Raw genomic sequence first — 15,073 nt, 5'->3', positions numbered from 1 at the left:
CAAAGGGTTGTACGAGATAGGGGGAACCTCGCGCCCTGAGGACCTCACGCCCCGGAGAACCTCACCGGGGTCACCGAACGTCCTGCCGTAACGGCCGGTGGGCGCCCGGCGGGTCTTGCTAGGTTGCCGGTCATGACCGCCCTCGGCCCCGTGGCCTGGCCGCCTCCTCCGATACGGACCGCACGGCTTCTCCTCCGCGAAGCCGAGCCCGGGGACCGCGAGTTGTTCATCGAACTGTTCGCCTCGCCGGAGGTGCGCGCCCATCTCGGCGGTCCCCGCCCGCGTGCCGAACTCGAACGCGAGGTGCCCGCCGCGCCCGGACGGCGCCCTGGCCTCTTCGTGATCGAACACGAGGGAGCGGCGCTCGGCACGCTCACCCTGGACCGGCGCGGGGCGGACCGCCCGGGTCACCTCCGACCCGGTGGCGAGGAGGCCGAACTCGGCTACATGCTCCTACCGAGGGCCTGGGGACACGGCTTCGCCACGGAGGCGTGCGCGGCGGCCCTTGGCCGGTTCACCGACGCGTTCCCCGGCGAGCCGGTGGTGCTCTGCACCCAGACGGCCAACAGCCGCTCCCTGCGCCTGGCCACCACGCTGGGCTTCACCGAGGTGGAACGGTTCGAGGAGTTCGGCGCGGAGCAGTGGTTCGGAGTGTGGCGCCCGTCCTCGTGAGCGCCGGACGTTCCGGCCGGAGGGTGGCGGGGGCGAACTTGGGTTGGGTGGGGCGGGAGTGGCGTGTTCCGTGTGGCTGGAATCCCATGGGCATGTCCGGGATCGTGGCAATCTGGGAAGGAGGGAACGGGGGAGGCGCGTGGTGGAGAGCGGCGAGGTGCTCAGAACCGTCCAGCAAGAGATCACCGTCCTGGTGGCCGAAAGCGACGATCTCGACCGCCGGGCCTTCGTCCACCTGCTTCAGCACACCGCCGGCCTGCGCCTGCTGGGCGCCGCCAACACCAGGAAGGACGCGGTGAGTCAGGCCGTCCGGCTCGATCCGGACGTGGTGCTGGTGGACCTGGAGCGGAGCGAGGACGCCCTCGGGACGGTCGCGGAACTGCGTCGGCGGTGCCCGCGCGTCCACAGCGTCATCCTGACCACGGCGGGGGACGTGGCGCAGCTGCGCCGGGCGGTGGCCGCGGGGACCAGCGGGTTCGTCACGAAGAGCGTGTCCGTCGCGGAACTGCGCGAGGTCATGCTGCGGGTGGTGGGCGGGGAGCGCGTCCTCGATCCGGAGCTGTCCGTGCAGGCGCTGCTCTCCGAGCGATGTCCGCTGACCCTGAGAGAGGGCGACATCCTGCGGGTGTCCCGGGAGTGCACGACGGTGGCCGACATCGCGGCCACCGTCTCGCTGTCTCCGGGCACCGTGCGCAACTACCTGTCGCGGGCCATCGGCAAGACCGGCGCCCGCAACCGCCACGAGGCGGCCGAGGAGGCCGAGCGGCGGGGCTGGATCTGAGCGCGCGGGAAGCCGGCGGGCCCGGGTGACAGCTTCCTGACGTGACGGTGCAACGGCCGTTATGAGACAGCCAGTTGAGGGAGTACCTCGGTGCAGAAGAGGTCCACGCTCGCGCGGGCCCGCCCGCCGTCCACCGCGCCGAAGTCGACCTGCCACAGGAAGCCGTCCACGCCGAGGATCTCCGCGATGGCGTGGACGCGGTCGGCCACCCGGCCGGGACCGCCCACCACGGCGCCCCCGAGGGTGCGGAAGGACTCGGGGGTCATCGCGCGGATGGCCCGGCTCATGCCGGTGTAGCCCCGGTAGTCGGCGCTGACCGTACTGGTCCACGCGTCCGTCGACTCGGCCCAGACCCGCAGGTAGTGGGCGAGCAGCGGGTCCGCGTCCGCGTACGCCGCGCGGTCGTCGGCGCCGACGTACAGCGGGAGGCTCGCCAGCACGCGGCCCCGCGTCGTGCGGTGCCCCCCGTGCGTGGTGTGCCCGCTCAGCTCGAAGCTCTCGCGGTACACGGCGATGTGGTCCGCCATCTCCTCCAGTGGCGTGAGCGCCGGCGTCACCAGGAGCCCGTGACCCTGCTCGCCCGCCCAGGCGAAGCTGGAGCGGGAGCGGACGGCGGCGATCCAGGTCGGGGGGTGCGGGTCCTGCACGGGGCGGGGGAGCGCCGTCGCCTCGGCGAACCGGAAGAACGGGGTGTCGACGGCCGTCTTCTCCTCCGTCCACAGCCGGCGCACGGCGTCCACCGTCGCCACGAACCGCTCCCGGCTGCCGTCCATGGGCACCTCGAACGCCTCGAACTCGTAGGGCAGATACGCCCGGGCGAAGCCGACGTCGAGGCGGCCCCCGCTGAGCGCGTCCACCATCGCCGCCTCCGAGGCGAGCGCGAGGGGGTGGTGGAAGACCGGCAGCACGCAGCCGGTCATCAGCCGCACCCGCGTCGTCACCGCCGCGACGGCCGACAGGAAGGCGAGCGGGCTCGGGCAGTAGCCGCCGTACGGGCGCAGATAGTGCTCGGTGATCTTCACATGGCTGAGCCCGGCCTGGTCGGCGTACCGGCTGAGGTCGAGGGCCATGCGGAAGTACTCCTGCGCGGGCAGCGCGGAGTGCTCGGCATCGGGGAGGAACGACAGACCGTGCTCCATGACGTAAGCGACCTCTTCTCGCTCTAGATGACGGCGACCAGATGACGGCGACCAGATGACGGTGACTAGATGACGGCGAAGACGAAGAACACGACATGCGCCACGACCAGCGGCACGACGAGGGGGGTCGTCCAGAACACCAGGCCGTGCACGACCCCCATGACGATCCCGCCCACCACGGGGAACATCGCCCCCTGCCAGGAGGACATGAAGAACGCCTGCATGAGGACGAACAGGACGACGGAGGTGGTGAGCGCCACGAGCGGGCCCGCCTCGCGCAGCCAGGTCAGGGCGACCCCGCGGAACACGAGCTCCTCGGAGGCGACCTGCACGCCGGTCAGGCCGAGGGCGGCCCACAGGGGCAGGACCTTGAGGGAGGTCAGATGGTGGCGGATCCAGCCGCCGCGCGAGCGTCCGAGCCAGGAGCGCAGGCTCTGCCCCTGGTCCGCCGGGTCCGCGGCGGTGCGGGACCTGCGGGCGGACCCGGGCGGTGCGGGTGCGCCCACCGGTCCCAGCGCGCCCCGGTCACCGCGGCCCACCACGCCCCGGATCCGCGCGCCGAGCAGCGCGCCCCGGACTCCCGCGCCCGCCGCACGCCGGTTCGCCGGGTCCGCCGCACGCCGGTCCCCGGCCCCCGCAGCGCCCGCCGTCCGCCGGGCCGGTCGCGTCCGTGCCCGCGCCCCGCGTGCCAGGCTCAGCTCGATCAGCGCTCGGCACAGCAGCGACCCCAGCGCCAGTTCCCCCACGCCCAGCAGGACACCCAGCGCGAGGAGGTCGGGCCGGGCGAGGCCGCTCACCAGCATGCCGGGCCCGATGCCCGTCACGGCGAGCAGCGCGGCCACCACGAGGACGTGACTCGCGCCGGCCGCCGCCAGCTCGAAGACGTCGGCCCGCTGAGCGGTGCCCCAGTGGGACGGGCCGATCCGCGTCGCCGCCGCGAGCCGGCGCGCGCCCCGGAACAGCAGGGTCTTGCCGAACCAGTAGTAGACGACGACCACGGCGGCCAGCGTCGCCACACGCCATGCCGTGCTCACCGGGCCGCCCCCCACATCGGGGCGCCGGTCCGTACCCGTCCGGCGGTGCTGGGGCGGGCCCGGTGGTAGCGCCAGACCCACAGGTTGAACAGGGCATGGCCGAGGACGGCGGGCAGCACCGTCCCGGTCAGCAGCACGGCGCCCGCGCACAGCCCCGCGAGCGGCAGCTTGGACAGCACCTGCCCCCAGCCGAAGAACACGTGGGACACGGCGAAGACGAGCTGCACCCCGAGCAGCGCGGCCACCACCGCGGCCGTCGAGCCCGCGCGCAGCGCGAGCCCCGTCAGGACGCCCCGGTAGACGAGCTCCTCGGCCACCGCGACGGTGAGCAGCAGGGACAACCGGACGCGGAGGTCGGCGGAGGTCGGCGCGAAGTTGTTGCGGGCCTCGATCAGACCGGTGCGCCGGGTGGTCGAGGCCGACACGGCGACCCCGGCCGGCCGCGCCCGCCCGGAACGCAGTGTCACCGAACGGTCGTCGCGCACCGCGTGTCCGGCCCTGCTGCCCCACCACCGGGTCAGCGACCGGTCGGCGCGGGTGGCCGCGTACGCCACGAGCGGGCCGAGCAGCAGCCCCGCGAGCAGGCCGGCGGCGAGGGAGCCGAGCCCGGGCACCCAGGCGCCGCCGACCGGCCGCAGCACCCCGGTGCCGAGCAGCGCCCCGCCTCCCAGCAGGGCGAGCGCGCAGACGCCGGTGTGCAGGGCCAGCATCGGCAGCCGTCGCAGCCCGGACCAGCGTGTGTGGAGGTGGGAGGCGACGGTCATCGACGCCAGGCCGAGGACCACCACCGTCGCCGTCAGCAAAGGGCGCGTGTCTGCGGGGACGAGGTGGAGCGGCTCAGGGGAAGGGATGGGGGACATGCCGCCGGAACCCTCCGTAGGCCGCGAACCGGGGATGAGCCGCCGTGGGTGCGCTCGGCAGCGGCAGGGTGAGCAGGTCGGGGCTCCAGAAGCGGGCCACGACGAAGCCGAGCGCCGCCGCGTCCACGGTGGTCAGGTCCCCGGCGTACAGGCGCTTGCCGGTGTCGTGGAAGGCCCGGACGAGACGGCGGACGGCGTGCGCGGCCCCGCGGTCCTCGGGGTCCGGGGGGAGGTCGTCGGCGCCGGCCTCCTCGCAGTCCCCGTAGCGCTCCTCGACGACCCGGGCACCCTCCGGGGAGGCGGCCAGGACGACGTTGCTCTCCAGGTCGAAGATGGCCTCCTCGCCCGGGCCCGTCCCGGACGTCCGCTCCTGCACGCTCGTCCAGGTGGCGAGCGCGCGCACGCCCACGCCCTCCAGGAACGACTTGTACATCGCGGACTCCAGACGGTCGTCGATGCCCAGGCCCACGACGACGGCGGGCACCTGGCCGCCCGGTTCGCGCAGCAGGCAGGCGACGGTGAAGCCCGGCAGGTCGGCGCTCGGCAGCAGGTGGAACTCCGGCTTCCCGCCCAGGGGATGACAGTGCCGGGCCACCAGCCGCAGGAGGGCGGCGGTGCGCCGGCCGGGCCGGATGCGCACCGACCGGGTGGCGCCGTACCAGTGGCCGACCGCCGCGTCGATCTGCGCCATCTCCTGGAGCGCGCCGAGCGCGGCCTTGTCGGGGTCGGTGTGCGCCGCCGTGCCGGTGGTGACGGCGGGCTGCACCCACGGTTCGCCCTCCCGGTCCCGCACCACGTAGCCGACGGTGGTGAGCTGGGCCGGGAGCCAGGTCGGCCGGCCGTCGCGCAGGCGGGTGAAGCGGCTCCAGCCGAAGCGGTCCTCGGGTCCCGGGCTGCGGAAGGGGAAGCCCCCACTCGCCGTCTGCTCCTCGGTGAAGGGACGGTAGGAACCGATCGGGAAGTACGGTTCCCCGTCGGTGAGTTCGCCCAGTTCGGCCTCGGTGGCGAACCGGACGGGGTACGCGCCGCTGACGGCCGCGACGTACCCGGCGTACCGTTCCACCACCTCGCCCAGGGTGCGGATGTGCGACTCGTAGGGGCGCACCCCGTATCCGCCGATGTGGTAGCTGCCCAGCTTGGGGCGGGGCTGGTCGCGCAGGACGTGGACGCCGGTGAGGTCGCCCCCGGAGACCAGCAGGCGCGGGGCGTACCGGGGCCGGGAGAGGAAACCGAGCTGGGGCATGAGCCCGCAGAGCGGGGAGTGCATCCGGCGGCGCAGCCGGGCGGTCTGGCCGTCGGGCGGCTCGACGAGGCGCAGCCCCGAGTCGGTGCGCAGCTCAGGCATCGATCCACCGCCTGACGTCGAAGTAGATCTCCGTGCCGTCCCGTTCGGGCACGGTGCCGCACGAGGGGCAGCCCGGCAGCCTGAGCACGTCGGAGTAGACCATCTCCATCGACGGGAGGTAGATCCCGAGCACCTTGCCGACGGTGCTGGTCGTGCCGGTGACCGCCATGTTCACGGCCTCCAGCGCGGCGTGCGAGGCGAGGAGCGAGGAGAGGACCCCGGCGCAGCCCTCGTCCGCCACGGGCCCGGCGGCGTGCCCGTTCCCGGCGGCACCGTCGTCGGCTCGTCCGTCGGCCCGGGCGCCGGCGGCGGCGAGTGCCTGCTTGTAGCGCTGGTAGGCGGCGCCCTCGCGGAGGTTCATCACCACACGGGTCTCGAAACAGGTGAAGCAGCACGTGCTGTCGGGCACGAACGTCGGGCCCACCAGAAGCAGCGGCCCGTCGACGGCCGCCTGGATCCACGGCGTGTCCAGCGCCAGGGCCACCCGGTTGAGCACGGCCAGCCGCAGCGGATGGACGGCGTCGGCGACATGGACGAGCAGACAGCCCCGCCAGTCCTCGAAGTTCTCCACGAACCGTTCGAAGGCCAGGCCGTCCTCCAGGAGGTCCAGCGGGCAGTCGTCCAGCAGCGCGACCAGCCGGTCCTCCTCGTCCGGCCCGCTCACCGTCAACTCCTCGTGCGCCCCGAGCAGTCGCGCCACCTGCGCCGAGGCGGGCCCGCCGCCGAGGAGGCGCACGTGCCGGTGGGCGGCCCGCTCGACCCGCCCGCTCGCCACGCGGTCCAGGAAGGCGTCCAGCGCCGTGGAGGGGCCGTGCTCCAGCACGGCGAGCTGGTCCAGGTGGTCGATCAGCGCCTCCAGCTCGGTACGGGTGACCCCGGCCTCCTTGGCGAGCTGCGCCCGGTCCCTGGTGCCGTCGAGCCCCGTGACGAGCGTGCTGAGACGGCCCCCGCCGCTGTGGTCGACGAGCGTGATCGACTGCGGGCTCCACACTCCCGAGCGCAGCTCGACCGTGTTCTGGTCGTGCGGTACCACGGAATAGACGGACTTGATGCGCACGGTGCGGCTGGTGCGTCGCGTGGACACGGACGTCTCCTCTCGTTCGGGTCAGCCCATGAGCGTGGCGGCTGTGACGGACAGGTCGGTGCGCCCCTGCTGGGGCGAGTTGAGGTACTGCAGCTCGATGAACGCGTCGGCGATGTCCGGGCGGGGCAGCCGGAGCCCGTCCTCGTCGCGGGTCACCTCGCTCACGGAGTCGAAGAACTCCAGGAGGGTGCGGCAGGCCCGCTGCCCCGTCACGTCCTCGAAGGGCTGTCCGGTGCGCCGCTCCCACCACTCGCGCCGGGCGCCCTCGTACGTCGTCAGGGACTGGTAGAGCATGCGGGGCGCGATGGCGGCCGAGGCGAGCGCGTAGTCCTCGTCGAAGGCGAGGGGATCGCGGTTGTAGTCGAGGAGCCTGCCGCGGCCGTGCGAGAGATAGCGGCCGTCGAGCACGGACGTCGCCCCCGAGCCGAATCCCGCCCAGTCGCACCGCAGTTGGAAGTAGGCGAGATCACTGTGGCACCGCAGGCCGCCGGTGCCGAAGTGACTCATCGCGTACTCCTCGAAGCCCGCCCCGGTCAGCAGCTCGGCGCCCTCCGCGTAGCCGCGCTTCTGCTCCTGGCGGTCCAGACGCCGGTTGCCGCGTCCGAGCTGGCGGCGCATGACGGTGCCGTGCGCGGGCCGGTAGGGGTAGAGCGCGACATGGGTGAGGGGCAGATCGAGGGCGACCCGTACGGCCTCCCGCGTCTCGGCACTGGGCTGCCCGGGGAAGCCGCAGATCAGGTCGATGCTGATGTCCTCGAACCCGGCCTCGCGTGCCTGCTGGACGATCGTGCGGGCCTGGTGGGCGTCATGGCTGCGGCCGAGGGTGCGCAGCCGTGCGTCGTCGAAGGACTGCACGCCGCTGCTCAGCCGGCGGAAGCCGATCTCGCGGAAGGCCGCGAGCTTCTCCGGCTCCAGGGTCTCCGGGCTGCACTCGATCGTCGACTCCAGCAGCTCGCCGCCCAGGGCGGGGAACGCCCGGCGCAGGGCCGCGCCGACGCGGGAGATCTCGTCGAGGGACAGGATGGAGGCCGTGCCGCCGCCCCAGTAGAGGATCGTCGGGCGGTAACCGGCCTCGGTCAGGCGGCTGCCGCGTTCGGTGATCTCGTGGCACAGCGCGTCCACGTAGCGGCGGCGCGGCTGGTCGGTCTCGGTGAGCAGCAGCTCGGAGGTGGGGATCTCGGTGACCCAGTCGCAGAAGTGGCACTTCGAGCGGCAGAAGGGGATGTGGACGTAGACGAGGAGGTCCCGGTCGGGGGTCCGGCCCGGGGCCCGGTCCGGAGAGCCGGCCGCCCGCGCGGCGGGGTGCGGGGCCGCCTGCCCGGATGCCTGCCCGGCGGGAGGCGGGGGTGCCTGCCCGGCGGGACGAGGGAGTGCCTGCCCGGCGGGACCCGGGACTGTCTGCCCGGCGGGACCCGGGACTGTCTGCCCGGCGGGGTGCGGGGATGCCTGGCCCGCGGTCTGCGGGGACGTGCTCACTCCAGCCTCCCCAGGACCACCGCGTGCACGGCCGCCCGCAGCACCCCGTCGATGCCGAGCGCCGCGTGGAGCCGGTCGTCCACGAAGCTCGCGCAGTCCGTGGAGCCGAGGCCGAGGGACGTCACCGCCAGATGCAGGTTCTGCGTGATGCACCCCGTCTCGTGCAGCACGAACCGCAGGCCCCGCGGCCCGTACTTGCGCATGCTCCGCCAGGGGCTCGCGACCATGACCACCAGCGCCGCGGCGGTGTCGAAGGAGATCGCCGTGCCGGGGGTCGTGAAGGCGTCGAGCACACGGTCGACGTCCGCCTGGCCGCCCTCCCGTACCAGCACGTCCCGCACCGGCTGATAGCGGTACACGCCCATGTCCAGGCCGCCGACGTCGAGCGCCACCACGTGCAGGGCCACCGGGAAGAGCCCGCCGCCGCTCGGCGCCGTGCGGAAGCGGTACGTCTCCCGGCCGCCGCGCAGCAGCTCGATGTCGGCCTCCGCCGTCACACCGTCGGCCAGGCGCAGCACCGTCGCCAGCTCCGCCGCGGCGACGGGGTCACCGCTGTAGCCGCGGACGCTGCGGCGCCGCATCAGGGCCTCGCCGAGTTCCATCGTCGCGGGCACCGAGGGGGGCAGCTCGACCCGCTGGTGTGCGGGCACCGGGTCGTCGTCGAGCTGGGCGAGCGTGGTCACCATCGTGTCGCCGAAGTAGTCCGAGGCGGACAGCACGCCCTCCCGGTCGGGGGCCCGCAGCCGGCTCGCGGTGAGGAAGTCCTCGGCGACCCTGCTGCTCACGGCGCCCGCGCTCTCGGCCCCGAGGTTGTCGAACCGGAGCTGGTGGGTGCGCACGCCCACGGCCCGCGCCTCGGGCGCCATCACGCGGTAGGCGTTGATGCCGACGCTGAACTCGTCGAACCCGGATTCCTGTTGCATGCTGCGGCCCTCCCTGAGCCTCGGTGACCTCAGCCGTCCGACGGGTCGTCGAACATCTGGGTGGTGGCGGGCACGCGGCGCGAGAGCGCGATGGACTGATCGGCGAGCTGCTCGGCGCTGACCGGCTTCGCGTAGGCGCCGAGGGCGAAGGTCGCATGGGCCCACTCGCTGAACTCGACGATGCCGAGGCGGTTCCCCTCGGGGTCGTGGAGGCTGGCGCCGCGGCCCATGGAGTCACCCGCCTCACCCCGGTAGAAGGGGCTGTCGCGGAATTGATCACGGAACTCTTCACGGATCCGCTTGGGCAGCGGAAGGCCATAGGGACCGGCCACGACGGTGCCGCCCGCCGCCTTCCATTCCTCGAGCGTCCGGTCGAGGTCCTCGACCGCGAACATCACGGTCACGCCCTCGCCCGCGAAGTGCCGCTTATTGACGGTGAGCAGGATTCCGTCGCTCGAGACGGGGGCGTGGAAAGATATCTGCTCGGGTGAGAGCGATCGGGCGAGGCGCAGCCCGAGGAAATGCTCGTAGAACTCTATTCCGGCGTCCACGTCGTCGACCGGCACATTGATGATGACGGGCTTGGGAATCATCTCTCTCCTCCGTGGGCCAGGTCGGCCGCGCTCCTGGAGGTGCCGGGCACGCGAACGGCCCGGCACCCCGTCGATCAGGCGGTGGGACGCACTACGGCACCGCAGGACGAGGACGTACAGCCGGCGCAGCAGGACGAAGCACCAGGCACGACGACGCCGAACGCGCCGCTGTCGCCACCCATGACGAGCCCCGGCTGAAGCGCGGAACTACGGTGCTCGACAACGACCACACTCTCGATCTTCATGTCAATTTCACCCCCTGACTTCATATCGGTCGACGGATTCGGGCGGAATGCTGAACGACCCGCCCAATGGGGGCAAGTATCCGAACGTGATTACCGGAATGTCAACGTTCGAATTCCGGGAGAAATGTCATCGGTTGCCGGTTACATATGTCATTCCGGAGCGATGACAAAAAGAGTGCGAGAAAGAGGTGCGGGTGAAAGGAAGGAGGGCTGTTTGCGGTGAAGATCCCATGCTAGGGTGACGCAGCTCAGAAGCGGCCGGAATGAGGCGAGATGATCGCAGCGGATGCCCAGCCCCTGGTACGCATTCGGGACGTGGACGTCGTGCGGCGACGCGGCGGCACACGGGTGCGCGTGCTGTCGGGGGTGAGCCTTCAGGTGCGACAGGGCGAGCGGGTGGCACTGCTCGGCGCGAACGGCGCGGGCAAGACCACCCTGACCTACGTCCTGCTCGGTCTGCTCAGACCCGAGAGCGGCAGCGTCGAGGTACTCGGCGGCCGCCCCGAACCGGCGCTCGCGGCCGGCGAGCTCGGCGCGATGCTCCAGGAGACGGGCCTCATGCGAGGCGCCCGGGTCGGTGAACTCGTAGCCCTCGTGACCGACTTGTACGGCCGCCGCACCAGCGCCCAGGTCCTCGCCGAGACCGGCCTCGAGGACCTGCGCACCCGGCAGGTCACCCAGCTCTCCGGAGGGGAGCGCCAACGCCTCAAACTCGCCCTCGCCCTCGCCGGACTGCCCCGCCTGCTCTTCCTCGACGAACCCACCGTCGCCCTCGACGTGTCGGCCCGCGCCCGCTTCTGGCAGGTCCTCAACGAGCGGGTCGAGAACGGCGCCACGGTCCTGTTCACCACCCACTACCTGCACGAGGCCGAACAGTTCGCCGATCGCGTCGTGGTGTTACGGGGCGGGGGCATCGTCGCCGACGGCACGGTCGCCCGACTGCGGTCCACCTTCACCGAGAGCCGCATATCGTTCCGCACCGAGGAACCCCTCGCCGAGGGCATGCTGCGCGGCCTGCCCGGCGTACGCGCGGTCGAGGAGGACGGCCCCACCCGCACCCTCACCACCACCGACAGCGACGCGACCCTCGCCGCGCTCTACGCGAAGGCCGGCGCCCGCGAGGACGTCGTCCTGCGGAACGTCTCCCTCACCTCGGCCTCCCTGGAGGACGCGCTGAGCGAACTCCTCACCGAGGACGACGGGGGCGGGGGCGGGGGCGGTGACAACGGTGGTGGCGGGGGCGGTGGTGTCGGCGCCGGCGCCGACAGGCCGGTCCCGGCCGAGGGAGGCGGAACACATGACTGACATGCTGCGCTACGCCAAGCTGGACACCCTCTGCCTCATCCGCAGCGCCTACTTCCTCACCTTCTCCGTCCTGTTCTCCGCGGGCTTCTACGTCATGTTCACGATGGTCGCCCAGGACGCGATCTCCGACAGCCCCCTCTTCGCCCGCGACTACATGCTCTCCATGTCCGTCTCCGGCGCGTTCTTCGGCGCACTCAACGGCGCGGGCATCCGCCTTGGCACCGAGCGCGGCGAGGGCTGGGCCCGCCAGGTCCTGCTGACCCCGCTCTCCGGCGCGGCCTACCTGGCCGCCAAGGCGCTCACCGCCTGGCTGGCGACCCTGCCCGCCGCCGTGGTCGTCTTCGCCCTCGGCGCCTTCGCCAACGACGTCTCCATGCCGGCCGCCGACTGGATCGCCGCCCTCGCCGTCATCTGGGGCGCCGGCCTCGTCTTCGTCCTGGCCGGGCTGGTCGTGGGCCTCGTCGCCGTCGGCGAGTCGGCGCAGTACATCAGCCTGGGCGTCTTCTTCCCCCTCGCCATGCTCGGCGGCCTCTGGTTCCCCCTCGACGACTTCCCCTCCGCCCTCCGCCACTTCGCCGACTACCTCCCGACCCGCGCCCTCGACCAACTCGCCACCCTCGTCACCCCGAACGCCGGCGACGGACCCGTACTGCGCCCCGTCCTGGTACTGGTGTGCTGGGGGGTGGCCCTGGCCGGGGTGGTACTGAGCCGGTCACGGGCGGTGGTGCTGGCGCGGGTCTAGAGGGACGGGAGTGCCGGCCGGGGAGGGGGCCGGCGGACGGTGGTGCCGTGGGGACCGGCGGACGGTGGTGCCGTGGGGACCGGCGGACGGTGGTGCCGTGGGAACCGGCGGATGGTGGTGCGGGCGCGGGCGCGGGCGCGGGCGCGGGTGCGGGTGCGGGCGCGGGCGAGGGTCCGGTGGCCGGTGGTGCGGGCGAGGGTCCGGTGGCCGGTGGTGCCGGCGCGGGCGCGTGGACGGGCAGCGGGTCGGGTGCCGCCCACCGGTGCAGCGGGTCGGGGTGCCGCCTACCGGGGCAGCGCGCCGCGCACCAGTGCCCGGGCGAACGGCTCACCGGTGGCCCGGGCGTAGTCCATCCGCTCGCGCACCTCCCTGAGCGAGCGCGGACGGTAACCGGGGCCGCCGCAGCAGCTCTTGTGGAACCGCACACCGGCATGCAGCAGCACGGAGAGCACACGCCAGGCCTCGGTGTCCCGCCTCCTGGGCGCGGCGAAGGCGGAACCGACGTAGATCAGCGCCCCGGCGCAGCGCGGACAGACCCGGCCGCGCTCGTGGTACCCCGGGTGGAACTGCTTGTACGAGGCCCGGCAGGGCAGACAGACGTACGAGGTCCTTCCATGTGCCATGCGGGAAGGGTAGAGCCATGGCGGGTCCGGGCTCGACGGCTTTCAGCGCGCCGGTGAGGACGACGCCGACCCCGTCCCGTCGCCGGTGGCCTCGCGGCGCCCCTGGGCAGAAGCGGATCACGGAGCGCCGTACTCCTACGAGTCGCGTCCGCCCCGGGCATCTCGGCCGAGTGCCCGGCTCTCGGGCGCCGGACCGTCCCGGTCGGCCGCCCACGAGGCCAGCAGGGCCAGCCTCTCCGCGGTCGCCGTGCCCGCGGGTGCGGTGTAGACGTTGAGGAGCAGGCCGGGCTCGGCGGACATCTCCATCGACTCGACGTCCAGGTCGAGCCGCCCCACCACCGGATGGTGCAGGCGCTTGCGCCCCGACCGGTGGAACCGGACGTCCCGAGAGGCCCACCGCTGCCGGAAGAGCTCACTGCGCGTCGACAACTCGCCGACCAGCGCGATCAGTTCCTCGTCGTGCGGATTGCGGCCGGCCTCCATGCGCAGTTTCGCGGCCACGTCGCGGACGACCCGGTCGTAGTCGACGAAGAACCCCTCCGCCGCCTCGGGCTCCAGATACACGAACCGCGCGGTGTTCGCCGGCCGTCGCGGGTCGGCGAACACCGGTGCGTACAGCGCCCGGGCCAGGTGATTCGTGGCCAGCACGTCGTAACGGCCGTTGCAGATCCACGCGGGCGCGTCGGTGATCGCGTCGAGCATCCGCTGAAGCGCGGGCCGCACGGTCACCGCGGCCCGCCGACGACGTGGGCCCGGGCCACCGGACGCCCTGGAGCGCCGCGCAAGATGGAACAGGTGAGCGCGCTCGGCCTCGTCGAGCTGCAGGGCGGAGGCCAGGGCCTCGAGCACCCCGTCGGAGGCGCCGGTGAGGCTGCCGCGCTCCATACGCACGTAGTAGTCGACCGAGACCCCCGCCAGCATGGCCACCTCTTCGCGACGCAGTCCCTCGACCCGGCGGTTGCCACCGTAGGCGGGCAGCCCGGCCCGCTCCGGCGCGAGCCGCGCGCGACGCGAGCGCAGGAATTCCTTGATCTCGGAACGCAGATCGATCGTGACCACCCCTCCACCGTAGGACGGCCTCGCCGGCGGAGGGAGGCCCTGCCAGTACCCCGACCGGCCGGGCGCCGACCTGAGACTTCCGGCCTGCTCGGCCGAGGGCGGGCGGGCCGCCCGCTGGAGCACCGCAGCCCCGCCACCGAACCGGAGACGGACCCGCTCCGGCCGACGCACGTCAGGCGCCGGCGCAGCCTCGCGCCGACGAACGCTCACGTGCCCGTCGCGGTCGTCGCGATACCGCCGTCGACCGGGACGACGGCGCCCGTGAGGTAGGACCCGGCCCGGCTGGCGAGGAACACGGCGACACCCGCCATGTCGTCCTCGCGGCCGACCCGGCGCAGCGGGGCCTTCGCCGCGATCGCGTCACCGTGGGTCTCGAGCGTGGACGCCATCATCTGCGAGGGGAACGGCCCCGGCGCCACGGCGTTCACCGTGACGTGCTGCGGTCCCAGCTCCCGGGCGAGCACTCGGGTGAGCTGGTGAAGCCCCGCCTTGCTGCCGGCGTACGAGTAGTTGGGCGACGCGGCGACGTGAATCGCCGCGATACTGCCGATGTTGATGACCCGCGCGGGATCGTCGGCGGTACCCGCCGCGCGCAGCGCGGGCAGCAGCGCCTGCACCAGCCAGAACGGCGACTTGAGGTTGAGGTCGACCACCGAGTCCCAGGCCTCGACCGGGAACGTCTCCAGCGGCTCGCGCCACATCGCCCCCGCGTTGTTGACGAGGATGTCCAGGCGTCCCGAGTCGGCCGTGACGAGATCGGCGAGGCGCCGGCACTCCTCGTACCGGGAAAGGTCGGCGGGGATCGCCTGCACCTCACCGAACTCCGACAGTTGACGCTCTGCCTCCGCGCACGCGTCCGCGTCCCGCGAACTGATGACTACGCGGGCACCCGCCCGCAGAAGGCCGCGCGCGATCATCATCCCGATGCCCCTGGTGCCACCGGTGACGAGTGCGTATTTCCCCCGCAGATCGAAAAGCTCTGCGTGAGTGGTGAACCGGTCGTCCGCCATGAATTCTCGTTCCCTTTCTTGTACGTGCGTCCGGTGCGGTGGAATGCGCGCAATGAAGAAATGCGGCGAAGGCACTCCAGCGTCGTCCCGGAACCGACTCGAAACAGATTGGCAGGCGTCCCGATCACGGGGGAGATCCTGGTGATACAGGTACTGAGAGAGCCCCCCGTTCTTACGCTCGC

At 72.7% G+C, this 15,073-nt stretch carries 15 protein-coding genes; 4 read left to right on the top strand and 11 right to left on the bottom strand.

Translation table 11 applies throughout. From position 1 onward, the window contains the following. Positions 1 to 132: 132 nt before the first annotated feature. Together OHB09_RS13890 and OHB09_RS13885 are read left to right on the top strand one after the other, a co-directional pair. Positions 133 to 672: a GNAT family N-acetyltransferase gene (locus OHB09_RS13890; protein ID WP_191854763.1), complete on the top strand. Its 540-nt coding sequence runs from the start codon at positions 133 to 135 to the stop codon at positions 670 to 672. A gap of 139 nt (positions 673 to 811) precedes the next feature. Beyond that, positions 812 to 1,453: a response regulator transcription factor gene (locus tag OHB09_RS13885; protein WP_319351284.1), complete on the top strand. Its 642-nt coding sequence runs from the start codon at positions 812 to 814 to the stop codon at positions 1,451 to 1,453. Between the two features lie 59 nt (positions 1,454 to 1,512). Here the strand turns inward: OHB09_RS13885 and OHB09_RS13880 are convergent, their stop codons facing one another. The 8 genes from OHB09_RS13880 to OHB09_RS13845 all read right to left on the bottom strand — a co-directional run bounded on the left by OHB09_RS13880 (position 1,513) and on the right by OHB09_RS13845 (position 9,907). Further along, complete coding sequence (locus tag OHB09_RS13880; RefSeq protein ID WP_006143943.1) at positions 1,513 to 2,592, bottom strand: LLM class flavin-dependent oxidoreductase; 1,080 nt, start codon at positions 2,590 to 2,592, stop codon at positions 1,513 to 1,515. A gap of 65 nt (positions 2,593 to 2,657) precedes the next feature. Further along, positions 2,658 to 3,626: a CPBP family glutamic-type intramembrane protease gene (locus OHB09_RS13875; protein WP_328922051.1), complete on the bottom strand. Its 969-nt coding sequence runs from the start codon at positions 3,624 to 3,626 to the stop codon at positions 2,658 to 2,660. Continuing rightward, entirely contained in the window at positions 3,623 to 4,486 is an 864-nt protein-coding gene (locus tag OHB09_RS13870; RefSeq protein WP_191854760.1) for a CPBP family intramembrane glutamic endopeptidase, read from the bottom strand. Before OHB09_RS13870 ends, OHB09_RS13875 begins: the two co-directional genes overlap by 4 nt. Beyond that, on the bottom strand, positions 4,464 to 5,831 hold the full coding sequence (locus OHB09_RS13865) for a YcaO-like family protein (RefSeq protein ID WP_319119192.1): 1,368 nt from the start codon (positions 5,829 to 5,831) through the stop codon (positions 4,464 to 4,466). Before OHB09_RS13865 ends, OHB09_RS13870 begins: the two co-directional genes overlap by 23 nt. Continuing rightward, positions 5,824 to 6,915 (bottom strand): TOMM precursor leader peptide-binding protein, encoded by a 1,092-nt coding sequence (locus tag OHB09_RS13860; RefSeq protein ID WP_093595320.1) that lies wholly within the window; start codon positions 6,913 to 6,915, stop codon positions 5,824 to 5,826. Before OHB09_RS13860 ends, OHB09_RS13865 begins: the two co-directional genes overlap by 8 nt. Positions 6,916 to 6,936: 21 nt before the next feature. After that, a complete protein-coding gene (locus OHB09_RS13855; protein WP_328922050.1) occupies positions 6,937 to 8,391 on the bottom strand; it encodes a coproporphyrinogen-III oxidase family protein in 1,455 nt (484 codons plus the stop codon). Continuing rightward, positions 8,388 to 9,314 (bottom strand): SagB/ThcOx family dehydrogenase, encoded by a 927-nt coding sequence (locus tag OHB09_RS13850; RefSeq protein WP_006143937.1) that lies wholly within the window; start codon positions 9,312 to 9,314, stop codon positions 8,388 to 8,390. Before OHB09_RS13850 ends, OHB09_RS13855 begins: the two co-directional genes overlap by 4 nt. A gap of 29 nt (positions 9,315 to 9,343) precedes the next feature. Beyond that, the gene (locus OHB09_RS13845; protein ID WP_328922049.1) at positions 9,344 to 9,907 is read right to left on the bottom strand and encodes a VOC family protein; all 564 of its coding nucleotides are present in this window, start codon (positions 9,905 to 9,907) and stop codon (positions 9,344 to 9,346) included. Positions 9,908 to 10,425: 518 nt separating this feature from the next. On the opposite strand from OHB09_RS13845, the gene OHB09_RS13840 reads away from it, so the two are divergent. Together OHB09_RS13840 and OHB09_RS13835 are read left to right on the top strand one after the other, a co-directional pair. Then, on the top strand, positions 10,426 to 11,457 hold the full coding sequence (locus OHB09_RS13840) for an ABC transporter ATP-binding protein (protein WP_328922048.1): 1,032 nt from the start codon (positions 10,426 to 10,428) through the stop codon (positions 11,455 to 11,457). Then, positions 11,450 to 12,199 carry an ABC transporter permease gene (locus OHB09_RS13835; RefSeq protein ID WP_093595311.1) on the top strand — a complete coding sequence of 250 codons (750 nt, stop codon included), beginning with the start codon at positions 11,450 to 11,452 and terminating at the stop codon, positions 12,197 to 12,199. Before OHB09_RS13840 ends, OHB09_RS13835 begins: the two co-directional genes overlap by 8 nt. Before the next feature lie 284 nt (positions 12,200 to 12,483). On the opposite strand, the gene OHB09_RS13830 is transcribed toward OHB09_RS13835, so the two are convergent. The 3 genes from OHB09_RS13830 to OHB09_RS13820 all read right to left on the bottom strand — a co-directional run bounded on the left by OHB09_RS13830 (position 12,484) and on the right by OHB09_RS13820 (position 14,891). Then, entirely contained in the window at positions 12,484 to 12,822 is a 339-nt protein-coding gene (locus OHB09_RS13830) for a deoxyxylulose-5-phosphate synthase (protein ID WP_328922047.1), read from the bottom strand. A 135-nt stretch (positions 12,823 to 12,957) separates the two neighbouring features. Next, positions 12,958 to 13,881, bottom strand: coding sequence for a helix-turn-helix transcriptional regulator (locus OHB09_RS13825; RefSeq protein WP_234527931.1), 924 nt, complete (start codon positions 13,879 to 13,881; stop codon positions 12,958 to 12,960). A gap of 206 nt (positions 13,882 to 14,087) precedes the next feature. Beyond that, the gene (locus tag OHB09_RS13820; RefSeq protein ID WP_328922046.1) at positions 14,088 to 14,891 is read right to left on the bottom strand and encodes an SDR family oxidoreductase; all 804 of its coding nucleotides are present in this window, start codon (positions 14,889 to 14,891) and stop codon (positions 14,088 to 14,090) included. Positions 14,892 to 15,073 lie beyond the last annotated feature (182 nt).

The sequence above is a fragment of the Streptomyces griseoaurantiacus genome (genome assembly GCF_036189845.1).
GTDB lineage: Bacteria > Actinomycetota > Actinomycetes > Streptomycetales > Streptomycetaceae > Streptomyces > Streptomyces griseoaurantiacus.
This window is presented reverse-complemented; position numbering and strand designations above follow the sequence as displayed.

Excerpts from the sequence above, each read along its gene's own strand:
- OHB09_RS13890 (WP_191854763.1), top strand. The coding sequence starts at position 133 with ATGACCGCCCTCGGCCCCGTGGCCTGGCCGCCTCCTCCGATACGGACC.
- OHB09_RS13880 (WP_006143943.1), bottom strand. The coding sequence starts at position 2,592 with ATGGAGCACGGTCTGTCGTTCCTCCCCGATGCCGAGCACTCCGCGCTG.
- OHB09_RS13870 (WP_191854760.1), bottom strand. The coding sequence starts at position 4,486 with ATGTCCCCCATCCCTTCCCCTGAGCCGCTCCACCTCGTCCCCGCAGAC.
- OHB09_RS13865 (WP_319119192.1), bottom strand. The coding sequence starts at position 5,831 with ATGCCTGAGCTGCGCACCGACTCGGGGCTGCGCCTCGTCGAGCCGCCC.
- OHB09_RS13850 (WP_006143937.1), bottom strand. The coding sequence starts at position 9,314 with ATGCAACAGGAATCCGGGTTCGACGAGTTCAGCGTCGGCATCAACGCC.
- OHB09_RS13845 (WP_328922049.1), bottom strand. The coding sequence starts at position 9,907 with ATGATTCCCAAGCCCGTCATCATCAATGTGCCGGTCGACGACGTGGAC.
- OHB09_RS13840 (WP_328922048.1), top strand. The coding sequence starts at position 10,426 with ATGATCGCAGCGGATGCCCAGCCCCTGGTACGCATTCGGGACGTGGAC.
- OHB09_RS13835 (WP_093595311.1), top strand. The coding sequence starts at position 11,450 with ATGACTGACATGCTGCGCTACGCCAAGCTGGACACCCTCTGCCTCATC.
- OHB09_RS13830 (WP_328922047.1), bottom strand. The coding sequence starts at position 12,822 with ATGGCACATGGAAGGACCTCGTACGTCTGTCTGCCCTGCCGGGCCTCG.
- OHB09_RS13820 (WP_328922046.1), bottom strand. The coding sequence starts at position 14,891 with ATGGCGGACGACCGGTTCACCACTCACGCAGAGCTTTTCGATCTGCGG.